Raw genomic sequence first — 21,369 nt, 5'->3', positions numbered from 1 at the left:
CGGAGGGCGGGTCCGGTGACGTCAATCTCTTGATCAACCGGAGGAGGGATCTTGTTGCTTGCAAGCTGCCGGGTGGCGGGGGCCATGCCCCGGAGGTGGGTTGAGGGTGGACGTGTAGTTCTCCCCGTCGATCAGCGGATTCGTCGGGCTGACACCGGCGGCGGCCATGCGGTCGTACTCAGCGAGGATCAGGTCCTTGGTTCGGTACGTGCCGTACTTGGCCTCGTCCTTTCGCCTCACGATCGGGAACGTCTCCATGATGTAGTCCACGTCATCTCGCGAGATTCCGTATAGGTGGAAGAAGAGCGCATCCAGTTCGGCCCGAATAGCTTGCCGTCGCTCCTCGTCCCACTGAAATGGTGCCCCGTTGTCGCCGATGTCGCGAGCGAATATGGTCAAATCGTGGGCTGTGTATGACAATTCAAGTATGCGGGGCGTTAAGAAGGTTTTGTGTCGTGCCATTGTTGTGGGGGCAAGTGTTGGCAGCTGCTGAGAAATGAAGAAGGTCAGGTGAGTGCCGCCCACCTTGGTTCTGGCTGCGAAGTCAGAGGCAAATGATGTTAGGCACGCTTGGAGCCCGGGTAGTAGATCAGTATCGGCGGTGGAAAAGACGGAAATGGGAAGATTGTGGCCAGCGGCTGAGCGTGGAAATATCTCGACGATTGTCGTGCGCTCGTCGGTGGCGCGGCAAATGTCGCGCCATCCGAGAAGCCAATTGTGTTCCCAATTTTTGGCTGCGAGTTTCTCGTTTACTTTGTGTTCATCAACCCAGTATCGTGGCAACGCCACGACGTCATCGTTCTGCTTTTCTCTCAGGGTTATATCTCGGGTGGTGCCGTCCTGGTTGTATGTCGCCCAGCGGTGGTCGTAGTGATGGAGCATCTTTGCCTCGTATAGAGGTAACATTTGGGCTCCAGCCTTGGTGAAAATGTTGCCGCTGAGGATCCAGTTGTCGGATGTAAGGTCTTCGCGGGTGTGGAAAAGGTGCGAGTCATTCGACATGTGGAACATTGTCATGAACGATATGTTCCACGGGTTTCCTTCAGGGTCACCTTCTTTCATGAGGACCGGTATTCGCCGATGGATGTCGAGGGTAATCTCGGCATCTCGGCGTGAGCGAAAAAGTGGGCAGGTGCCAGTGTTGGGATTTACGAGGTCGATCTCATTGGATGTGAGAGTGAAGGATTTCTTATTGTCGCCCAGTTCCGCAGGATCGTGGAGGAAGAAGGCGAATTGAGCATCGGGTTCTGGTAGAGGGTCGCCGGCAAGAGAGAGGATGCTGAATTTCATGCGCGAGTCGACGCCAGAGAAAAGCCCGCTGCGGTTCTCGAAGTCATACAACGCCACGAGTGACCCGTTGCGTACAAGGTCGTTGAAGAAGAACCTTGTCGTGGCGTCCGTGGCGATGCCGGTCGGGACGATGACTCCCATGCGCCCGCGTTCACTCACCAGTGAGCGGTCCGTCTCCGAGAAAACTGCATAGGTGTTGATGTCACCTCGGCCGGTGAGCGGGTAACGGCCGCCGTTGCGTAGGAAGTGGCTCTCGGCTTCCGCCTTTCGCTTGGCTGCCGCAAATTCCTCATACAGCGGGCGACGGTCCTTGTCGCGCTTGAGGGCGGTGATCAGGTGCTTCCGGGCAGCAGCGTTCCTCGCGGTTGCGATGTCTGCGTCTCGCTGCGCGAAGAACTCCTGCTCCTGGAGCTTGATGCGCTCCCACGGCGGGTTGCCGAGCACACAGTCGAAGCCGCCAGCCCAACCGGCTGTCTGGTCGATCTCGGTGTCGTCCTCCGGCACTTTGAAGACCTCAGGAAACTCCAGGTGCCAGTGGAAGAACCGGTACTGCTTTCGCAATCGATCGATTTCGTCATGGGTTGCCTGGGTGACAGTCGAAGGGTTCGGGCCCGCCAGCGCGCGGAGGACGTCGTGGGTTACCGCAGGTGGGGCATCGGCCGTTTTCTTCCACACGAACGCCGCGCACCAGGCATCCGCGACGTGTAGGGCCCGTTGATAGTCAGTGGCGCTCGCCCAGTCCCGATAGGCAGACTTCTGTCGGCGTACGTCTCCCAATACAGCGGAGGGCGCGTTCGCGATGCGACGTAGCCCCTGAGCGAAAGCCGTGTTCACGACGTTCATCGTTTCGAGCAGGTCGAAGATGCTGCCCTGGCCCGCTCGCTGCTCAGCGTTCTGCTTCTCCAGCGCCTTGGCGTACTTCTTGTCGTCCCCCTCGATGGGCTTGAACGCCTCATCGGGGATGCCCCGCAGGAGTAGTGCGGGCGTGGCCCCGATCAGGGCGTTGCCGTGCTTGATGTGTGCGTCGAGGAAGCTCAGCGGCTTGCCGGGCTCCAGGGCCTCCAACCACAGCGAGATCTTGGCGAGTTCGACCGCCATCGGGTTCAGGTCGACGCCATAGATGCACCTGGAGATGACCTCGTATAGGGCACGGCGTACCGCCTTCACGGTCGGTTCGGGGTTGCGTTCCCGTACCGCCGCGACCCGTTTGGCGATCCGGCGGGCGGCTGCCACCAGGAAATGGCCGGATCCGCAGGCCGGGTCGCAGACGGTGAGGGCGAGTAGCTCGGAGACGATCGTGGTGGCCGGATCGGGCTTACCGGCGGCGGTTGCCGCCACCTCGCCACGTTTGACCGCGTCGTCGATTACCGGATCGAGTGCCGAGTCCAGCAGGCATTCGATCAGCGAGGACGGGGTGTAGTAGGAGCCGGTGGTCTTGCGGGTGTTGCCGGCGAGTTCGACCAGCTCGAAGGTACGGTCGACCGCGCTGTGCTTCGGTACCAGCTCCAGCAGGGACTCGTAGATCGAGCCCAGTTCCTCGGCGTCCAGGTGTCGATAGTCGATCGTCCGCCATCGGCGTGAGCCCGGATCGTGCACCTGGCACAGGTGCCAGACGGCGGTCAGCAGGTATTTGTTCGCCAGCGCCAGGCCGTCCAGCGGTGCGTCCGCCTCGCTGTTGTCGAAGATGCCACCGAGCCCGGGGAGGCCCAGTTCCGGGCGACCGTTCTCGTTGCCGAGTGCGTCGAGGACGATCCGCAGCGCCTGATACCGGTCGCTGTGCGCGCCGCCCTGGCGGCGGGCGTGGACGCGTAGCCGCGCTGAGGAGAAGAATTCCGCGTACCGCTTGCGGGTTTCCTCGGGTGTGTCCGGCAGGTGTAGGGCGTCGCGGTCCTCGGCGACGAAGAGGAACAATAGGCGGTAGACCAGGCGGAGCAGGGCGTTGTGAAACGCCTGGACGTCGAAGTCCTCCCGTAGCCGACTGTTGTCGGGGTGCCGGAGAAACCCGGTGCCGAGCGTGGTGATTGCCTCCTGGACGCCCTTGCGGAGCTGGTCCAGGGCGCGGACCCCCGTCTTGATCGCCTCGGTGCGCCATTTTTCCAGCCAGCACGCCGACGGGGTGGCCTCCGCCGCGATTTCGAAGCGGGAGACGTGCAGCAGCCGATAGAGCAGGACGAACTCGCTGAACAGCTCGCCGTCGAAAATCGCTTCCAGGTCGAATTCGACGTACGAGGCGGTGGCGAGCGCGCTGGAGTCGCGCAGCAGCCGAAGTTGCCGGCCGTTGGTGAGCATCCCCCACAGGTGAGCCGTCGACCGGTTTAGGCATTCCTGCACGAGCGACTGCGGCGGGATCGTCCCCGCGCCGGCCGACCGCTTGTCCAGGGTGGCGTTCCACGCGACCAGGTGCAGCGGTACGTGATTCCAGCGGTGACTGATCGCGAAGGTCTTGCCGCCGTCGTCGGCCGTGATTCCGGCTGCCCCGATCGCGGTCAGCCGCCCGAAACCGAGCCCTTCGAAGAGCGGTTCGAGCCACTGGCTGATCGCGACCCCGGTCGGGTCGGCGGGCGTGTCGGCCTCCGGGGCGGCGGGGAGCTTGCCGCGCAGCTCCGCCCAGACCAACTTGAGGTAGTTCCAGTGCCGTTCGGCGTCGTCGCGTACCGAGCGGGATCCGATGACGCGATAGTCGGCGGGGTGGGAGCCGGTGACGTCCCTGCCTTCGGAGATCCGCTCCAGCATGTCGGTGGGGATCAGCCCGCCGATGGTGTGGACGGCGGTGAAGACCTGGTTGCGGGCGGTGGGGCTCATCGGGTCGGCCCTCCCGCCGTCGTGGAGACCGGCAGGTAGACGTACACGCCGAGGAGGTCGGCGGGTTTCTGCGCGGTGACGGTCAGGCCCCGGACGATCTCGCCGGCGGCGCTGCGGACCCGGCGGTGTGAGGCGAGGAGTTGGGCGGCCAGCTCCTCGCCGTACGTCTCAAGGTGGTCGGCGATGGCGGGCAGCCCGTCGAGCACCCGGCCCATCGTGCGTTCCCCGAAGGTGGGGTCGGTGTTCTCGTCGGCGCTGGCGTCGAGCAGGTTCAACGCGGCTTCGGCCGACAGCCAGTTGGCGCTGGCGGGTGCGCCCGCAAAGGCGAGTAGCCGGGCGTCTTCGGCGACGAGCTGTCGGATCCCGGTCCGGGACGGCAGGGTGAGGTGGAACCGGTAGCGGACCAGCAGCAGCGTGGTACGCCCGTCAACGGCGCGGGTGCGGATGACGCCGCAGCGGCGGGCCGGGCGTGGCCCGGTCGCCCGACCGTCAAGGGCGGTGTTGAGGACGTACCCGGCGAGCGCCGCCACCGCCGGATCGGTACGGACCAGCGCGGCCTCGCCGCGCGCGACGGCCGCCGTCCCACGGAACGGGACCGGCCGGTCCTGTTCGACGACGTCGCCGCCGAGCACCGAAGAGAGGGCGTCACGCAGCCCGGCTGGCGTGCCACCCAGCTCGGCGGTGAAGTCTCCCGAGCCACCCGGTTCGTCGCGGAGGACAGCGTTGAGCGCGGGCAGCGCCCGGCGTACGAAGCTACGGACTTCACCGGAGCGGCCGAGGGTGTCGCGGATCGCGGCGACCTCGCGGGCCACCTCCTCGGGGTGGATGGAGTGTTGGGCGAACCGGGAGCGTGATGCCTTTTCCCGCTCGGCGGCGGACTGCCAGTCCGCGACCAACGCCTCGGCCTTCCGGTCGATCGCCCGGTATTCCTCGACGTCGAAGAGGCTGGCCTGTTCGCTGCCCTGTCTGCTGCCCTGTCTGCTGCCCTGTTTGCTGCCCCGCTCAGCGCCCTGTTCGCTGTGCTGCCGGCCGCGGAGCAGCAGCCACTCGACGATTGCGTCGGTTACCCCGGTGGAGGCGGCGTCCGGGACGGAGACGGAGATGCCGAGATCCTTGCGGATCTGGCGGTGCTTTTTGATGAGGACTTCGAGGACCTTGCCGTCGATGCCGTTGTCGCTGCCGTAGAGGGTGATGACCCGGACGACGTCCCGCTTCTGGCCGTACCGGTCGACCCGCCCCTCCCGCTGGTCGTGCCGGGTGGGGTTCCAGGCCAGGTCATAGTGGACGATCGCGTCGAAATGGTGTTGGAGGTTGACGCCCTCGGAGAGACAGTCCGTCGCAACCAGGACATGGCGGACCGACGGATCGTCGCCGGCTGTCTCGGCCAGCTCCTCGATGCGGTGTAGCCGCTGCTGCGGGGAGAGCGTGCCGGTGACCGCCCGTACCAGGATCTTCTTGCCGAGCTTGTCGCCCAGGTGCTCGGCGACATAGTCGGCGGTGGGGATGTAGCGGCAGAAGACGATCGGTCGGTAGCCGTCCTTGAGTAGGCCCTTGACCTGCTTGACCAGGGCCGCCAGCTTGCGGTCCTCGGCCGGGCCCGCCAGTTTGGCCGCCCGGTCGGCCAGCGCGGCGAGCCGGCCCCGGGCGCTGTCGTCGCCCGCCACTCCGGAATCGCCGCTCCCCGCGCCGAGGGCATGGAACTCGTCGGTCTGCGCACCGGGGGCGACATCCAGCCCTTCCAGCGCGTCGCTGTCGGCGAAGTCGCCGGTCAGCGGGGCACCGAGCCGGTCGGCCTCCTCGGCGGTGTGGGCCGTGGCGGTCGCCGAGCGGGTGCGCAGGGTCTGGGCGGCGGCCCGGGGCGAGGAGACCAGTGAGCGCAGCAGGGCGATCGCCGACCACCAGGCGATCCGGGCCTCCCGCCAGCCCCGACTGTCGGCGGCGGTCACCCGCTCGCTGGCGTACGCGATGGCGTCGTCGAGCAGCGCCCGGTAGGCCGGGGAGAGCTGGTAGGTCTCGTCCTTGAAGTGTCGGTCCGACGGAAACGAGGTCTGCTCGGCGAGGCGGTCGTCGGCCAGCCCGTCCCGTTTGGTCAGATATTGTCGGACGTCGGCGCGTTTGCGGTGTACGAAGTACGGGGCGAGCGCCCTTCGGTCGGCGTCCGAACCGAGATCAACCGTGGCGAGCTGCGGGTTGACCAGGCCGAGCAGGTTCCGGAAGGCGCTCTCCTTGCCGCTGTGCGGCGTGGCGGTGACCAGCAGCAGATGCCGGTCGGTGTCGGTGGCGATCCGTTGCAGCAGCTCGTAGCGGAGCTGACTCTGCGTCGAGGTGCTGTCGTGGGCGGCGACGCAGGTGTGCGCCTCGTCGACAATGACCAAATCGGGGCAGTGCCGGACGAAATCGTCCCGATGCCGGGTCGACTTGATGAAGTCGGTCGAGACCACCACGTGCGGGTGCCGGTCGAACAGCGACTGCCCCAGATCCAGCCCGCGTTCCAGTTTGGACACGGTGGAGGCCAGCACCAACTCCGCGTCGATGCCGAACTTCGTACGTAGCTCCGCCTGCCACTGCTCGGCCAGGGCCGGCGAGCAGAGTACGGCGAGCCCCTTGGCGCTGCCCTGGGCGAGGAGTTCACTGGCGATCAGCCCGGCCTCGATGGTCTTGCCGATGCCCACGTCATCGGAGATCAACATCCGTACCGTCTGCTGCCGCAGCGCCATCATCAGCGGCACGAGCTGGTACGCCCGGGGCTCCACGGCGATCCCGGCCAGCGATCGGAACGGACCGGCACCGGAGCGGAAACCGATCCGCAGCGCGGAGCGGAGCAGCCCCGCCGCGTACGCGTCGCCCAGGTCGGCGGCGGACGGGGGAGCGAACTGGGCCACCCGGACCGGCTCGAAGGCCGGGAAGACGGCCGCGACGTCGTCGTCCGTCCCGCCCAGCGGGCGCAGGACGAGCATGTCGGGCGCGCTTTGCGGCAGGATGACCCAGTCGCGGCCACGGGCGGAGACCAGGGAACCGGGGGTGAAGGTGGTCGTCGACATCGGCAGTCCCTCGGAGCTTGACGGGGTGGGGAGCGGAGCGGTCTCGACCCGTCGAGAGGGAGAGCCGAGACCTTCTTCACTGCCGACCCGTTCAGCCGCCGCCGATACCCGCACCGAAGTAGTGCGCGTGCTTCGTCGTGATCGCGGACCAGTCGGTGTCCCGGGAGAACCGGACGACATCCCAGCCGCTGTTGTGCAGGCGCTCCTCGGCGTCAAGATCGCGCTCGCCGGTGTCGGGAAGCACGTGCCCGGCGTCATCGACGAAGACCGCGACGTTGACGCCGGGCAGCCGATAGACGTAGTCCGGTCGGGCCTGCGCCTCCGGGACGAGCACCCGGGCGTCATCCGGCAGGCGCAGGCCCCGGTCCGCGCACCAGGCGAGGAACTCGGCCTCCAAAGCCGTGGCCGACACCGCCGTCAGCCGGGCCACCTGCTCGGTGCGGGACTCGCCCCCATCGATCATCGTGGCCTTCGCGGCGGCGAGACGTAGCAGCAGGTCTCGGATCAGGTGCCGGTCGATAAGGCCATGATCAAGTTGGTTGGAGTACGTGAGCAAACACTCGTAGCACCCCATCGCACAGGGTCGACCCGGGTGCGGGCCGCCGAGGTCGGAGCCGTCCGGACCGAAGTGGCAGATCTTCAACGCCTCGGCCGCGGCGCGCGCCAAGGCGGTCGGCTCCGCCTGCATGAGCCGCAGGACGCCGGCACCGCCCTCGGCGGCCTCGGTGAAGAGCAGCCACTGCCGCACCCCGGTTTCCTGCGGCATCAGCTCGCTGGTCAGCTCGGAGTCCTCCAGCTCGAAGGCGGCCTCGATGCCGCGTTCGAGCGCGTACATCAACGAGACGGCGACCGGCTCCGGCAGCGGCTGGTCCAGCTTCAGCACCAGGATGTTGCGCCGGTCCTCGACGTACGGGATGACCCGTGCCTTGCGTCGCTGCTCGTTGCCGTCGGCATCGACGAGCGGTAGCTCGGCGGAGTCCCCGGACGCCTCGGCGGCGTCTTTTTTGGTCATCCACCGGCCGGTGGCCGGGTCGAGCCAGAAGCCATCCGGCTCATCGGCGCTGGCCCGGACCCAGCCGATGTTGGTGATCCGTACGGTCGCCGAATCGCCGTACGTGAGGGTGGCCAACGGGCCTTCGGTGTCGGCGGCGACCGCGTCCTGCCGACCGGGGCGCACCCCGTGGGCCTGGAAGCGGTAGGAGGTGATGAGGCGGAAGCCGGCCCGCCGACGTTCCTCCTCGTCGGAGGAGATCTGTGCACGCCGCACCGTGAAGACGGTGTGCAGTTTTAGGTGCCCCTCCTTGGGGGCGGGCAGCGGATCGCCGCACAACTCGCACCGGTCAAAGCGGTCGCTGACGTCGTGGTGGTAGCCGCAGGTGGCACATCGCCGGGCCGCGCTGGTGGACACCTGACCGGAGTCGTCCGTCGACAGTTGGATGCGGGCGACCTGGTAGCGGGCCCCCTCGTGATAGATGAGCTCACCCGGGCCGAACTCACGGATGGCGAGGAACCGGGGACGCTGGAGGTAGTCGCCCTCACCGAAGCGGCGTCCCGTCGTGGGGATGTAGGCGGCGAGCGGCAACCGGGGGAACGAATAACCGGGGAGGAAGCCCTCGCTGGCAAGATATCGGTACGGGTTGAAGTCCGACAGTACCGAGGCGCGGTCGACGCTCTCGTTCTTGAGCAGGGTGAGCTGGGTCTCGGCCTGCCGGCGCCGACGTGCGGCTTCGGAGCGGTCCCGCTCGGTCAACGTGTGATCCAACACGCGGCGGTTCTGCTCGGCCTGATCGACGAGGGCGGCCCGGAACAGGTCGCGCCACCGGTCGAAGGCGCGGTGGAACCGATCCGGAGCCTTGCGTACCGTCTCCTCGATCCACCGGTCGTCCCACCACGTGGCGCGGGCGAAGTCGGCGAGCAGCCCGCTGAGCACCTGTCGGGCGGCCGTCACCGCTCGCCGCTGGGCGGCGGTGTCGGCCAGCGCCGCCGCGATGTCGTCGTGCAGCGCGAAGTCGGGGTTTGGCGTGCGATCCCCCTCGGGGTAGCTGATGTCGATGATCCCGGGGATGGCCCGACCCAGCTTGAGCCCGGCCTCGGCCAGCCAGATGGCCTGGACGTGGGAGCGGACCAGGTCCTCGTTGGCGATGTCGAGGCGGGGTGGGGCGACGGCGCCCGCCACCATCCGGTCCGAGCGGCGGAAGTAGTACTGGTCGTGGCTGTTGCCGGTGTGGCAGTAGGTCACGATCAGCGCCGGTTGGCCCGATCTGCCGGCCCGGCCGCTGCGCTGGGCGTAGTTGGCCGGGGTGGGCGGCACGTTACGCATCATCACCGCGTTGAGCTCGGAGATGTCGACGCCGAGCTCCATGGTGGGTGAGCAGTAGAGCAGCTTCAGATCGGCGTTACGGAAGTCGGCCTCCCGCCGTTCCCGTTCCTCCGGTGCGACCTGGGCGGTGTGCTCGCGGGCGCTGAGACCGCCGAGGGTGTCGGCGGTGTCCCGGTAGAGGTCGCGGAAGAACGTGTTGACGCGGGGACCGTCGCCGCTGGCGTAGGTGCGGGTCAGGGGGTCGTGGGAACCGGACTCGCCCGATCCGGCACGCCAGATGAGTGCCCGGGCCGCGATGCGATAGCCGGTGACCGGTGGGCTGACCGGCTTGCGGAACCGCCGGGGCTGTCGCGACGTGGTCGGCGCGATCGCCGTGACGATCTGGTCGGCGGCAAGCACCCGGAGCAGTTCCTCGATCACCTGCTGGGTATCCGTGATCGGTAGATCGCGGAAATGGACGCGTCGCAGGTACTTTCCGAACTTTCCCCGACCGGAGAGGAACAGCCCGGTTTGTTTTAGCCCCGGCGTCGACGGCTGCGGGTATGCGATGCGGACCTTGGGCAGGTCGCCGGCGGAGAGCACCCAGGGATGGTCGAGACGCTCCTCGCTGGCCCGTTGGAGCGCATCGAAGTCGTCGCGGAAAATCTGTACATCGATCGCCAGCGCGCGGCGCATCTCGTCGAGCAGGGCGCGCATGATTTCGAGCCGCTGACTGGCCTCCGCCTTGCGTAGCACCGGCAGGGTGTCGGCCCACCGGTCCTGCTCCCCGGCGAGCCAGTCGAGATCCGAATAGTCGATCTTCAGCAGGCCGGTCTGTTCCAGGTTGGGCATGGTCACCCGCCAGCCACGTTCGAGATCCAGATAGAGCCGGAAGGCGACGACGTCGCTCAACGTCTTGGCGGCGTTTCGGGCCATCGAGGGCGGCAGGCTCGCGGTCCCGACATAGTCGGCGGGCTCCAGGTGCAGCGCGTCGGTGACCCGGTTGGCGAGCTGCTCATGTTTCAGGCCCTCCTTGCCCGCCTCCAGAAGTGCCTGGTAGAGGGCACCGCGTAGCTGGGTGACCTGAACGAAGTCGTTGAAGTGCCCGGCCTGCAGGGCAGCGTCCTGTCGATTGTCGACGAACGTCAGGAGCTTCCGGGCCTTCTGGTCGAGCGCCTCGGGCGGCGCTTCCTGTAGCGAGCGGACGATGGAGGCGGAGATGAGGGAGGTCGCCGTGGAACGCCCCTCCTGCCCGAGGGCGGCGAGCTTCGCGAAGTCCCGCCCCCGGTACTGCTCGTAGCTGACGCCGCAATGCAGGCAGAACGGGAAGGGGGAGGGAATGAAGGCGGCGGCGAGGCCGCCCCGGCCCTCGACGCCCTGCGCGTCGACGGTGATGGGGTGCGGCAACCGGCGTGTGTCGCGTACCACATCCTGGCCGTGGTCGTCGACCTCCAGCCAGGACTCCGGCAGGCGACGTTGCGCAATGGCATCCGCCACCCGGAGCGGCCACGGCCGGTCGGCGTCGACATAGAGGTAGCCGTCGCCGGCCCGGCCGCCGGTGGCGATGGTGTCCCGACGTGGCGTGTAGACGACCTGATTGTTGGTTTCCGTTCGCCAGACCGTCAGGTATTCCTGACCGCACTCCCGGCAGAAGGCCAGCGGGAGCAGGATCTTGCGATCCGGTCCGGGCTGGACCAGCTGATAGTCGCGGGTCAGATGCCTGACCTCTTTGTCCTCAAGCGTGGCATATACGGTGTCACCCTTTGCGATGAACTGGTGCAGCCGGAAGGCGAAGAGCGGACGGTCGGTGACCGGATGCCGGGCCTCCGAACCGGCCTTCAGGGTGCGCTGGATGGCCTCGACACAGACCGCCTCGGGCAGTCCGCTCTGCTCGGCCAGCTCGGCCGCCGCCTCCTCGATCCGGGCCGGCTTACGCCGGACGAGCCGACCCGTCGGGTCGGTAGGGTCCGCCGCGACGCCGAACCGGGTTTCGATCCATCGGGCGAGCGGGTCCCGCACCAGATCCGCGTACGTCTGCGGCGGGTGCTCGGCGCGGATCCGCTCGGTCGGGACCGTCGCCGGGGTCTCCTCCGTGGCCCGGACCAGGGTTTCCCCGACCACGTTCGCCGGGCTGACCTCGGTGCCGAACAACGCCGTCGCGACCCGGGAGACCGCCGCACGCTGGTCGTCGCCGGTGTTCTCGCTGGCCATGGTCGCGGAGGTGCCGACGAAGAGCAGCCGTTCGGCCTGGCACGCCTCGCGTACCCGCCGGACGAGCAGGGCGACGTCCGCACCCTGCCGGCCCCGGTAGGTGTGCAACTCGTCCAGGACGAGGAACTCCAGCCCCTTGGCCATCCTGATGAGCGACCGCCGGTCATCCGGCCGGATGAGCATCAACTCCAACATCACGTAGTTCGTGAGGAGGATGTCCGGCGGATTCGCGCGAATGCTGCGACGTTGCTCGTCGCTCTCCTGGCCCGTGTACCGCGCGTAGGTGACCGGTTCGTGGCCCAGGCCGTAGCCGTCACGCAGGTATTTGTTGAGCTCGTTGAGCTGGCTGTTGGCCAACGCGTTCATCGGGTAGACGATGATCGCCCGTACCCGCTTGTGGTCCGGGCTCGTCTTCCGCTCGCGGTCCCGCAGCACCCGGTCGACGATCGGGACGAGGTAGGACAGCGACTTTCCCGAGCCGGTGCCGGTGGTGAGTACGTAGGAGGCGTTGGCCTGGGCGAGGCCGATCGCCTCCCGCTGGTGCCGGTGGAGGGTGAGCGGCCGTCCGTCGCATACCGTGCCGCCCTCGGTCTTTCCGGTCTGGAAGATCCGCGCGCATTCGGGATGCAGCACCCCGGCGGTGGCGAGTTCGGCCACCGAACCACCGGAAGCGAAGAGCGGACTCAGCGACAGCCAGGGATCGGGCCACTGGGACTTGGCTTCGAGGTCTTCCTCGATGAAGGCGGTGATTCGTTCATCCCGGACGACAGTGCCGCTGCCGGTGAACTTCCGGTAGTCGTCGATGAGCTTCTGGTGCACCCCGAACACGTCCATGCCCGGCCTGGCATTCGCCGGGGGGGGGGGGGGGGGGGGGGGGGGTACGCCGGCCGCCGGCCGGACACGCCGGCTTGGCGCGTGTCGAGGAGCCACCGTACGGGGTCGAACTCCTCCCAGCCCGGAATCGGGTCCTCGTCGGCGGCGAACCGTAGCAGCGTCTCCCGGACCGTCACGGCGTCGGCAGGACGATTACTCGGGTCCTTGGCCAACAATGCCTCGATGAGTCGCACCAGCTCCGTCGGCGTATCCGACCGCAATTGCCGTACGGGGGGAACGGTTTCCCGCCGGTGCTGCTCCTCCAGCTCACGAGTCGAACCTTCTTCGAAGGGCTGGGCACCTGTGAGCAGTGCGAACAGCGTGCAACCGAGCGAATAGAGATCGGCCGCCTGGGTTGCCTGCTTTGCGCCCCGGAATTGCTCCGGTGCCATGTAGCCGTCGCTTCCGAGTGGGAAGCCGGTGCGGGTCAACCGGCTGCCGTCCTTATCATCGTCGATGATTCGTGCGACTCCGAAGTCGAGAACCTTGACCGCCCCGCCCCGAGTCAACATCACATTCGTCGGTTTGAGGTCGCGATGGATGACACGAACGGCATGCGCGGCGGCCAGGCCGTTCGCGATCTGCGCGCCGAGGGCGGCCACCCAGCCGATGGGTAGCCTGATTCGCTCATCCATGAGCTTGCCCAGGTCCTTGCCGTCGAGGAATTCCATTGCCAGGTAGGCCCAGCCGGCATCGTCCACCCCGCCGGCGATGATGTGCGGAAGGTTGGGGTGGGCGACGAGTTGGCGCATGTTGCGCACCTCTTGCTCGATTCGCCGTACCGGCCTGGATTCCCCGAGTGGGCCGGAGATCTTCCGGAGATACTTCGGCTGGATCAGCTTGACCGCGACCACGCGATGGGGCGAGCCCTCGGCAGCCTGGAGATCCACCGCTCGGTACACATCTGCCATGTTGCCGCTACCGATGGGCTCCAGACGGCAGAACCTGTTCGCTACCTGTTCGGGAACCACTGACGCTCCTGCTCGCGTTCTGGCCCACGTCGGAATCGGGCCGCCAAGGAAAGCTCACGAATTTACGAAGTGGCGTACGTCCGCAGGAGATTAGTCGATGTCAGTGATTCGTTGGGTGCTCTTCGTTTGCTGCATCAACCGGCGGAAGTGTATCTATCTGGACAAATGTCATGGGGTGCGGGGTGTCGCACAATCGACATTGTTGCTGGTCAACCGGTAGTTGTCAGGGCATCGAGCGCCGCCTTCAGCTTGACGCGAAGCGTGTTGTCTCTCGGGCGGGCGGGAGCGCTGTCAAATATCTTCCTCGCCTGCTCCAGCGACGTCCGTGCCTCCCCGGCGAGGCCGGCGGCTTGCTGTGCCATCCCCAGGAGGCAGTGGGTCCGCGCTTCGTTGTGGCGATAATTCTGTTCTTGGTACAACTTGATCGCCGCCTCGTAGTCGGCGAAGCCGCGCGCGTGGTCACCGATCGCGCAATAGATCTCCGCCCGTTTCCGTAGCGCGGCGGCGGTGCCGTTGAGGTCCGTCGTGTTCCGGAATAATCCGCATGCTTCGATGGATTGTGTCAGGGCGCTGTCGAGGTTCCCGGCCTCGAGCGCGGCGTTCGCCAGCCCGTTGAGCGCATGGGCGATCCCCCGTGGCTGGTCCAGCTCCCGATAGAGCCGCAGTGCCTCCCTGAACTGCTCGGCCGCCACAATCGGACCCTCCTGCGCCTCGATGATGATGCCGAGCAGCTGCTGCGCCTGCGCCTCACCGAGGCGATCGTCGGCACGCTCGCTCAGCCGGAGGGCCGTGCGCGCGTCCTGACCGGCCAGCGCCAGCTTCTGAAGGTGCCGTCGGGTGCCGGCGAGGGCGAGGTGGAGCGTCGCCTGGTCGACCAGGTCGCAGGACTCGTCGACCTCCCGGAGAGCGTCGGTGAGCTGCCGTTCCGCGTCCGTCAGGTGGCCGTGCCGCCACTGGTAGGTGACCAGTGCCACCGTCAGCAGCCGGGCCGTGGTCGGCATCTTCTGCTCATGCGCCAACGGGATCGCCGCCAGCAGGGTCTGGTATTCGTCCTCGAACCAGCCCATCGCCTCCTCGAGACTGGTCGGGCGGGGCACCTCGATGCCGGTCGGCGGCGGCCCGATCGGCACCCGTCGGTTGGAGCCCAGGGCCCGGTCGCAGGCGTACGCGCCGTGCAGCAGATAGTCCAGGAGGCGACGTTGCGCCGCGTCCCGCTCGTCGGCGGGGATCTCGGCGACGGCTCGGTCCCGCGCGTACTCGGCCAGGAGGTCGTGGAGCTTCAACCGGGTGTCCGCCCGGCTATCGGTGATCTCGATCAGGTGTGCGTCGATCAACTGGTCGTCGGCGATCTCGTACGCTCCGGCCAGGTGCCGGGCGGACGAGAGGGTGATCGTCGCCCCGGGATGCAACCCCAGCAGGCGGAACAGCTGGCGCGCCGCCGGGGCGAGTTGGGCGTACGACCAGGAGAAGACCGTTCTGAGGTCGGATCGCGGCTCGCTGCTGGGCAACGCGGCGAACTGATACCGGGAGCGTCGGAGCTCCCGGTGGAGCTGGGCCAGTGATCGGCCGCTGCGCCGGTGGACCCAGGCACCCAGGACGTGAAGCAGCAGTGGAAGTCCGCCGCAGAACTCCACCAGGTCTTCCGCGACCCGCCATTCCCGGTCGACCCGGGCCGCCCCGATGACCGACCGGTCGCCCAGGAGGTCGATGCCACCGGCGGTGTCGAGGGGTTCGAGGGGCAGCGACTTGGCCCCGGTGCGGGCGACCAGCTCGTCCAGGCGGGTACGACTGGTGATGAGCGTCGCGCAGGCGCTACCGGTGGCCATCAGCGGCCACACCTGCGTGAAGTCCCGCGCGTTGTCGAGCACGACGAGCATCGAACGGTCGGCGAGGGCGGACCGGTATTCGTCCGTCAGCTCCTCCTCCGAACCGCCTTTGGCGTCACCCTTCAGGGCCCTGATGAATCTGATCAACACCTGCGTGGGTGCCGTGGGTGAGCCCATCGAGTAGCCGTGCAGATCGGCATAAAGGGTGCCGTCGCGAAACTCTTCGCGCGCCCGGTGGGCCCAGCGGACGGCCAGTTGGGTCTTGCCCACGCCGGGTAGACCGTGGATGACGGCGACATGTGCGCGCGATGACAGGTCGAACAACGACTCGTCGAGAGCGGCCAACTCGTCGTGCCGGCCGAAGATCTCTCGGTCCTGGGGCAACGTCCGAGGCAGGGCGTACCCGCTGTGCTGGGGTCGTACCGGCGCGGGGCGGTAGCTGCTATCGGTGAGGTCCCGGTGGTGTTTGCGTACGGACTCGCTGACCACGCCGACCGATTTCTCGTACGCCGTCAGGAGCGCGTCGATCCGGTCGGGCGCGCCGCTCTCCGCCAGGGCGGTCATGTGATATTCGAGGAGCGTTGAGTCGCGGGGAAACCGGTGGCGACACTGGTCGAGGTTGGACAGGATCCCGGCAATGTTGCCCCGTTGCCACTCGGCCTCGACGAGTCGGATCCAGGCCTGTCGGCAACGTTCTTCGATGTCGCTGATCTGGTCCGCGAAGTTCACGTCCCGGCCCAGGCCGCTCAGTGGCGGCTCGCCGCACATCGCGACCGCCGCGCGCAGGGTGTCGACCCGGTCGCCGAGCTCCTCCTGCTCGGACCGCGCCACGAACTTCCGGAACCGCCAGTAATCGATTTGCTCGCGCGGGATGCGCAGCTCGTAGTATTCCCCCTTCTTGTTGGGCAGCGCCTTTTCGTCGATCAGCCTTCGCAGTTCTGCGACGTACGTTCGGAGAGTGTCGTCGCCGGCCGGTTTCTCCGCCCAAATGTGTTTCCTGATTATGTCATTCTGTGCTCGCAGGTTCTTGTCGAGGGCGAGGACCGCGAGTAGGGCCAGCGCTTTCTGGGACCGTGTGCGCATCGGCTGGCCATCTCGCAGAATCGTAACCTTGCCCAATAGTTGGATATCCAACTCGTTTGCTTGACCGTCGAGGTTCATCGTTCAAGGATGCCTCCATCGTGCCTTTGTGGGAACCCCCCGATTCTTCTTTCGATCTTGTTCCACATTCGTCCAACGTCTGTCCCACATTCGTCCCACGCTCGGCTGGGAGGCTCTGCTGTGCCGAGATGCGGCAGATGGAAGGGTGGCAATGGAGAGAAGAAGTCAGTTGATGACACCGTCGGGGGCGGCGCGACCACCGACGCGGAATGTGCTCGTTGTCGCCAGAACGGCTGTCGAAAGCCGTCGGGTGATGGACGTGAGCGAGATCGTCCGGGACGAACCTCGGGTGCGGCTGCACTACAGCGTGCCGTCCGGCACGAGTGAGGGGTCGGCTGCGATTCTGGCCGCTGCGGGAGGGGTGCGGATTCCCTGGCAGGAGCTGGACATCGCGTACTTCGACCTGGTGCTGGCGGCGGAGCCGACACTCGTGTCGGGGATTTCCGGCCCCGCGATCGTCCTGGGGCCCGACCCGATCCAGCAGGAAACCGCCGGACCGCGCGGCGTCGAACTGCCGGGTGTCGAGTTGCCGGGCGCTGAAGCGCCCCCCGGTCATCGGTCGACCCCCCGGTCGTGGGCGCTCGCCCATCAGCGGCAGCGGGACCGCCTGCGCGCCCGGTATTCCGGGCCGGCTCTGCCCTGCGTCGTGGTGGGGGATCCGACGTACGACCGGCTGATCGCGAGCAAGCCGATGCGGAGTGACTACCGCACGGCGGTGAAGGTGTGTGCGGGGCAGAACCTCGTATTGGTGGCGCTGGCCGGTGACCCCGGGTCATGGTTCGACAGGTCCACGAAGCTTCTTCGGCGCCTGTCCCGCGAGTTGCCGGCCGTCAAATACCGGCTGATGCTCCTGTTGCCGTCCGGGGCGGGGTACGCGCCGGGCATCCGGCAGGCTCGGGCCCGGATTTCGGGAGCCGACGGAAACCGATTCATGCTGATCGAGCCGGAAATCGACTGGCGGTCCATCCTGATCGCGGCGGACCAGGTGGTGGGAGAATACGGAACCGTTACCGGTTACGCGGCGGCGATCGGTAGGCCGGTGTGGTTGACGGACGGGCCGAAAACCGGTGTGCCCGGGTCGATTGCCGAGTCCGTCCTGTCGGTGGCGTCGTTCATCGATCCGGTGGTACCGCTTTGCCAGCAGATCCCGACGTCGGTGGCCCGCCGAGCGGCAGGTCGCTACGAGATCGTCGACCGCCTGACGTCGATGCCCGGTCGGTCGGCCTGCGCACTTCGTTCCCAGATTTATCCGTTGCTGCGCCTTGACGGGCCGCAAGGCCGAACCAGGTACCGGCCCGTGCCCGTACCGAAACTCGAGTAGGCCGATTTTCGTGGCCCAGTGACGTCGTTCTTTCAAGCGCTGTCAGACAACACCCAGGTTGATTCAACGAGGTAATGCAACCGTGGCTAATGAGGCTACGGTCAGTCAGAGGAGGAAGAAATGCGAGACGTAACGGTGCTGGTTCTGGTCCGGGGTGGGGAGAACGGTGGCACGGCTGACGGCCTCACCACTGATCACGACGCTATCTGTGGATAGCGGCGGCCAATCCCGGGTGTGACGGCCGGGGGCGCGGGGTCAACCGACCTCGCGCCCCCGACGCTGATGGGAATCGAAACGCTGCCGAGAATCAAGACATTGGCGAAAAGTGATCGGGGAAATGCGGCGAAAGCTGGGTTCATCGGGACCCAAAGTGGACTGACCTCCTAGGATGCCCAGGGGGGTGTGTAATCCGCTTCACAGCGATTGGGTGCCACCGGACAGGCTGACAACCAGCGAGCGGGTCCTATGATCGCGAGTGCGGTGGGTAGTTGTCTGAGATCGGCGAGTAGTTAGTCTCACCGCCCACTCTGGGTGGTGACGATACTCGACTGGCCCCTCTGGGTCCCCACGCGAGGAGCGGACGGATGCTCGATCAGCGGCTCTACCGCCACCTGGTGACCCGGTTGGGGCAGTGGCCAGCCCGGCAACCGCTGCACGTGGTGGGCTCGACCCGACGTACGAAACCGGGCTGGGACGGGCGGATCTACCCGGCCATCGGCATCGACGGACCCGCCGGCATGGTGCTCTCGGTGCCGCCGGACCGGGTCGCGAGCGCCCGGGAGTTGCGGCATCTGTCCCCGTCGAAGCTGCTCGCCGAGTTGCCGGCGGCCGTCGGTCGGGAGGGGTGGCCCAGCTACCGAGCGGTGTTTCGATACACCACCACCCCGGCCAAGCTGCCCGAGGTGGGCGAGTGGATCAAGGTCGACGATCCGGTGGTGCCGGAGTGGCTGCGCCCGTTCGGCGACGAGGTGCTGGTGGTCCGGGACGATTCCGGCCGCTACCTCGCCGGGGTGGGGATCAAGCGGCACGACCGGTACGGGCACGAACTGTCGGTCGGCACCGAACCGGCGGCGCGGGGTCGAGGCCTGGCCCGCCGGTTGGTGGCGCAGGCGGCGCGCCGGGTACTCGCCGGGGGAGCGGTGCCGACGTACCTGCACGAACCGGAGAACGTCGGCTCGGCGCGGGTCGCCGAGGCGGCCGGCTTCGCCGATCAGGGCTGGTGGGCGTACGCCGTGGCCACCCCCGACGCTCCTTGAATCGGCCGGTAGGGGGGCCGGATCAGCACGCCCGGCGGTGTCGGGTCACAGTTCGCCCCGAGCCCGCAACCAGTCGAAGATCATCCTGCCGCCCGCAGACAACCCGTCCCGCGCCGAGTAGTCCAGCCAGCCGACGTCCTCGATCTCTGAACTGGCGGCGATGGACCCGGTGTAGTCGGCCCGGTAGCAGGTGATGCGTACCGTCGTGCCCTCGGCGTGGCCGTGCGCCGGCGCTTCGAAGACGGCCGCCCACTCGATCGTGTCGTCGACCAGGTCGATGCAGAGTTCCTCCCGGATCTCCCGTTTGAGCGCCTGGTGATCGGTCTCGCCGGCTTCCCGTTTGCCGCCCGGGACGTAGTAGACGTCCTTGCCGTACGACCGGGCGCCGAGGATCCTTCCGTCCTCCACCCGCAGCCAGGCGAGCTTGTCGATGAGCTGCATGCCGATCCCCTCTCACCGGCGTAACCGCGCCAGTGAAACACCTCAGCCGCCGGACGGGCGGCCATCGCGGCGCAAGCATCGACGTCGGAACCGGGCCGGGTCAAGCCGAGTACGGGCTGGCGGGGATGCGGGTCGGTCGGGAGCCGGCCAGGGGCGGAACAGGTCGGGGCGGTAGGTGTCGAGAAACTGGCGCGGACCGTGGACCCATCGGGGCCCACGGTCCGCATCCGTCCCCAGGTCGTAGTCGGTACGACCAGCCCGGTACGCGAGTGTCGATCGGCGCGGTGGACTCGCCGACGGTCACGAGCGGAGTAGGCCGGGTGACGACGACCGGCCGTATTCCGGTAACGCTACGTATTCAGACTTGCCCTTTCAAGGTGCCCCGTCGCGTTTTACCCGTTCGGTTGGCCCCGGTCCCGGCTTCCGCCGGCCAGTTCGGGTCGCCCGATCATCGGATTTTGCCGGGAGGTGGCCCGCCGGAGGGCAATCTCCCACCGGGAACACCAATGCCGGTCGGCTCAACGCCGCAGCTGGTCGATGGCTCAATGCCGCAGCTGGTCGATAGCTCAACGCGGCAGCCGGTCGATGGTCTCCGCGACCGCCGACGAGGCGATGCCCAGGGGCGGGGAGAGGAGAGCCGCCATGACCGGCTCCCGGGTGGTGACGACGTCGCATGCGGTCAGCGGATGTCACGGCCGGGCATCGACCCCGTCCCCGGCCCTGCCCCGGCCCTGCCCCGGCCCTGCCCCGGCCCTGCCCCGGCCCTGCCCCGGCCCTGCCCCGGCCCTGCCCCGGCCCTGCCCCGGCCCCGCCCCCGCCGTCCTGATCTGTGCCCCGGTCAGTCGGTAAGACGCTTGATCGAGCAGTTCGACCCGCAGCGGGTCGGGCGGCCGGGCCAGCCGTTGCGACGTAACGTCGCGGCGACCTGGGCGGCGGCGGCGCAGGGCTGCTGAAAGACATCCGCCAGGTCGTATCGCAGCACACTCAGTCCCTCGGCTGTCGCCGAGTTGTCCCGTCGGCGGTCGCGAGCCCGGGACTCCGCCGGGTGTGCCACCCGGCCGTCCAACTCGACCAGGGTGGCGAAGTCGTCGTATCGAATGTCGTCGTACCAGCGACCGCCCCGGCGTAGCCGGATGGACTGCCTCCGCCCGATGGGCAGTCCGTGTCGGCGTTCGACGTCGTGCAGGTAGCGCAGTTCGAGCAGCGAGTGGCAACCGTCGGCCACGTCGTCCAGCGCGGCGAGCAGTTCAGCGCGCCACCGGACCCGGGGCCGGAGCCGGAGGGCACTGCCTATTCGACTCGGCGTGGTCAGTCGTCGACCGCAGGCCCGGGCCAGCCAGCTCAACGCATCGTCGAGCTGCCGAGCCGACTGGGTCAGGTCGAGGACAGTTTCCTCCACCCGGGTCTGCGGCGGTAGCCGGGTCGGGTGCCGGGCGAGCGGCACCCGCGCCGCCCGGTGTACGACCACACCGGTGGCCGGTCGTACCCGGCGGTGGGCGGGGATGGTGACGTGCACCGGGGACACCGGTTGGTCGAGCAGTCCGACCAGCTCGGCTGCGGATTCGTGGCTGAGCACCGCGCCGTCGCCCGCATACAGCAGCGTCGCCCAGAGCCTGGCGGCCCGGGGGATCGGGCCGCTGAACGTCGCGTAGACGCCGACGAAGAGTTGCTGCCACCGGTTGCTGGCGATCCGTCGGTAGACCATCTCGTCGGTGATGCCGATCTGCTGGCACTGGGCTCGGCTCAGTACGCCCTGCTGCTGGCCGGCCAACTCGTTCCACATGTCGGTGAGCGTGGCCGGAGCAGATCCGACCGGCTACCCCGAGCGGTTTTTCTGTGGACGACACGCAGGTTTTCCACAGATACAGAGCGGACAG

9 protein-coding genes and 1 pseudogene are annotated in these 21,369 nt (G+C 67.5%); 3 read left to right on the top strand and 7 right to left on the bottom strand.

Going from position 1 to position 21,369, the window contains the following annotated elements; translation table 11 throughout:
- Nucleotides 1-33: 33 nt before the first annotated feature.
- The 5 genes and pseudogenes from FHR38_RS07050 to FHR38_RS07035 form a co-directional block, all read right to left on the bottom strand.
- The gene (locus FHR38_RS07050) at nucleotides 34-4,092 is read right to left on the bottom strand and encodes an Eco57I restriction-modification methylase domain-containing protein (protein ID WP_184533885.1); all 4,059 of its coding nucleotides are present in this window, start codon (nucleotides 4,090-4,092) and stop codon (nucleotides 34-36) included.
- Nucleotides 4,089-7,133 (bottom strand): DEAD/DEAH box helicase, encoded by a 3,045-nt coding sequence (locus tag FHR38_RS07045; protein ID WP_184533883.1) that lies wholly within the window; start codon nucleotides 7,131-7,133, stop codon nucleotides 4,089-4,091. The genes FHR38_RS07050 and FHR38_RS07045 overlap by 4 nt, the downstream gene beginning before the upstream one ends.
- 91 nt (nucleotides 7,134-7,224) lie before the next feature.
- Nucleotides 7,225-12,477 (bottom strand): DEAD/DEAH box helicase, encoded by a 5,253-nt coding sequence (locus tag FHR38_RS07040; RefSeq protein WP_221448937.1) that lies wholly within the window; start codon nucleotides 12,475-12,477, stop codon nucleotides 7,225-7,227.
- A 194-nt stretch (nucleotides 12,478-12,671) separates the two neighbouring features.
- Nucleotides 12,672-13,487 (bottom strand): annotated as a pseudogene (locus tag FHR38_RS32020) (serine/threonine-protein kinase); the annotation flags it as partial.
- 209 nt (nucleotides 13,488-13,696) lie between these two features.
- Nucleotides 13,697-16,396, bottom strand: a complete 2,700-nt coding sequence (locus FHR38_RS07035; RefSeq protein ID WP_184533881.1) for an ATP-binding protein — start codon at nucleotides 16,394-16,396, stop codon at nucleotides 13,697-13,699.
- A 337-nt stretch (nucleotides 16,397-16,733) separates the two neighbouring features.
- Between FHR38_RS07035 and FHR38_RS07030 the strand changes: the two genes are divergently transcribed.
- A complete protein-coding gene (locus FHR38_RS07030; protein WP_184533880.1) occupies nucleotides 16,734-17,795 on the top strand; it encodes a hypothetical protein in 1,062 nt (353 codons plus the stop codon).
- A gap of 584 nt (nucleotides 17,796-18,379) precedes the next feature.
- Entirely contained in the window at nucleotides 18,380-19,051 is a 672-nt protein-coding gene (locus FHR38_RS07025) for a GNAT family N-acetyltransferase (protein ID WP_184533879.1), read from the top strand.
- Nucleotides 19,052-19,096: 45 nt separating this feature from the next.
- On the opposite strand, the gene FHR38_RS07020 is transcribed toward FHR38_RS07025, so the two are convergent.
- Complete coding sequence (locus tag FHR38_RS07020) at nucleotides 19,097-19,492, bottom strand: NUDIX hydrolase (protein WP_184533878.1); 396 nt, start codon at nucleotides 19,490-19,492, stop codon at nucleotides 19,097-19,099.
- Nucleotides 19,493-20,134: 642 nt separating this feature from the next.
- Here FHR38_RS07020 and FHR38_RS07015 point away from each other — a divergent pair.
- Nucleotides 20,135-20,341: a hypothetical protein gene (locus FHR38_RS07015; protein ID WP_184533877.1), complete on the top strand. Its 207-nt coding sequence runs from the start codon at nucleotides 20,135-20,137 to the stop codon at nucleotides 20,339-20,341.
- Here FHR38_RS07015 and FHR38_RS07010 read toward each other — a convergent pair.
- Nucleotides 20,331-21,275 carry a type IV toxin-antitoxin system AbiEi family antitoxin domain-containing protein gene (locus tag FHR38_RS07010; protein ID WP_184533876.1) on the bottom strand — a complete coding sequence of 315 codons (945 nt, stop codon included), beginning with the start codon at nucleotides 21,273-21,275 and terminating at the stop codon, nucleotides 20,331-20,333. The two genes, FHR38_RS07015 and FHR38_RS07010, sit on opposite strands and share 11 nt — an antisense overlap.
- Nucleotides 21,276-21,369 lie beyond the last annotated feature (94 nt).

The organism is Micromonospora polyrhachis (assembly GCF_014203835.1).
Taxonomy (GTDB): Bacteria; Actinomycetota; Actinomycetes; order Mycobacteriales; family Micromonosporaceae; genus Micromonospora_H; species Micromonospora_H polyrhachis.
The sequence above is the reverse complement of the archived record's forward strand: the minus strand, read 5'-3'. Positions and strand labels throughout refer to the sequence as shown.